The sequence below is a fragment of the Brevundimonas sp. GN22 genome, from assembly GCF_054824005.1.
Window position 1 is genome coordinate 1 of sequence record NZ_JSYD01000136.1, and the last position, 1,131, is coordinate 1,131.

General features: G+C 61.9%; 3 protein-coding genes. All 3 read right to left on the reverse strand.

What is annotated here, in order from left to right; genetic code table 11:
• Positions 1-50: 50 nt before the first annotated feature.
• Positions 51-338, reverse strand: a complete 288-nt coding sequence (locus OB03_RS14245; protein ID WP_242914487.1) for a GNAT family N-acetyltransferase — start codon at positions 336-338, stop codon at positions 51-53.
• A gap of 67 nt (positions 339-405) precedes the next feature.
• Positions 406-777, reverse strand: coding sequence for a serine/threonine protein kinase (locus OB03_RS14250; protein ID WP_242914486.1), 372 nt, complete (start codon positions 775-777; stop codon positions 406-408).
• Between the two features lie 57 nt (positions 778-834).
• A partial coding sequence (locus OB03_RS14255; protein ID WP_461344603.1) for a dihydroneopterin aldolase occupies positions 835-1,131 on the reverse strand: 297 nt, incomplete at its 5' end.

The following is a 1,131-nucleotide window of genomic DNA, read 5'->3' on the forward strand; positions in this document are numbered from 1 at the left end:
CCATCAAACACATCGTGCACCGCTCCTCCACCTGAGGAGCGGCTAGCCGCTCAATATTCGACAACATCCCGATACTGCGGATGACGTGACAGCCAAGCCCGCGCATATCCGCAATGGGGCGATAGCTTCAGCCCCTCGTTTCGGGCCAGCTCGGCCAGCGCCTGCATGAACTGCCCCGCCGCCCCCGTGCCCCGCAGCGCCGGATCGGCCTCTACGTGCAGCAAGACCCGCGTCTTGCCCTTCACAGCATAGTCGGCAAACACGACGCGCAGTTGACCCTCGGGGTCATAAAAGCCCTGCTCGTATCTCTGGTTTTCGGCAACGTCGCGCAGATCCATCGGCCTCTCGATTCCACTTCCCTGAGAAGTAGTTAAGCTCCCGAAACCATCCGGCGTTCCCGACTATTCACAACCAGCCGCGGGGATTTTCGATCATGCGACCATGCTGCAGCGCCCTTAGCCCCCGCATCCCGCGAACCAGCGTCCAAATCAGGCCGGCAAACAGCACAAACACGCCGACATTGACGATGATCAACAGCGCCCCACCCGCGATAGCCGCCAGGGCCACCAGCAAGGTTCGCTTTTGATACTCGCGGTGGCTCCTCGCCAAATCGTCCTGCGGAGCCTCGCCCCAAAGAACGCTCGCCAGACCCACCACGGCCCCGATACCAAAGGTCGGCACCGCCAGCAGGATCAGCGCATACGTCGCCGACAGACCAATCCGGTCCACGATGGGACCACGACGGCTGAACTCGTTAATCTCGCGTCGGATCGACATGCACAAACTCCTTGGCCCGCTTCCCGCAAGCATGCCCGTCACAGTGCCCGCAGGCAATCACCGTGCGTACGAAACCTCGCAGCCCGCAACCGCCGTACCGGCAATCGCATCGGGCTTATCGACCTTCACACGCACAGCCTGCACGCGCGGATCCTCCAGACACTCCAGCGCGACCCGCTCCGCAAAGGTTTCCACCAGTTCAATGTGCTCGCCACCGGCCAAGGTTCGGACGATACGGGCAACCCCGTCATAATCCAGCGTATCGGCCAGTTCGCGCACCGGTGCAGGCCCCAAATCCAGCTCAACGTCGATCACAAGCGTCTGCAATCGCCCCTTCTCGTGATCATAAACGCC

Excerpts from the sequence above, each read along its gene's own strand:
- OB03_RS14250 (WP_242914486.1), bottom strand. The coding sequence starts at position 777 with ATGTCGATCCGACGCGAGATTAACGAGTTCAGCCGTCGTGGTCCCATC.
- OB03_RS14245 (WP_242914487.1), bottom strand. The coding sequence starts at position 338 with ATGGATCTGCGCGACGTTGCCGAAAACCAGAGATACGAGCAGGGCTTT.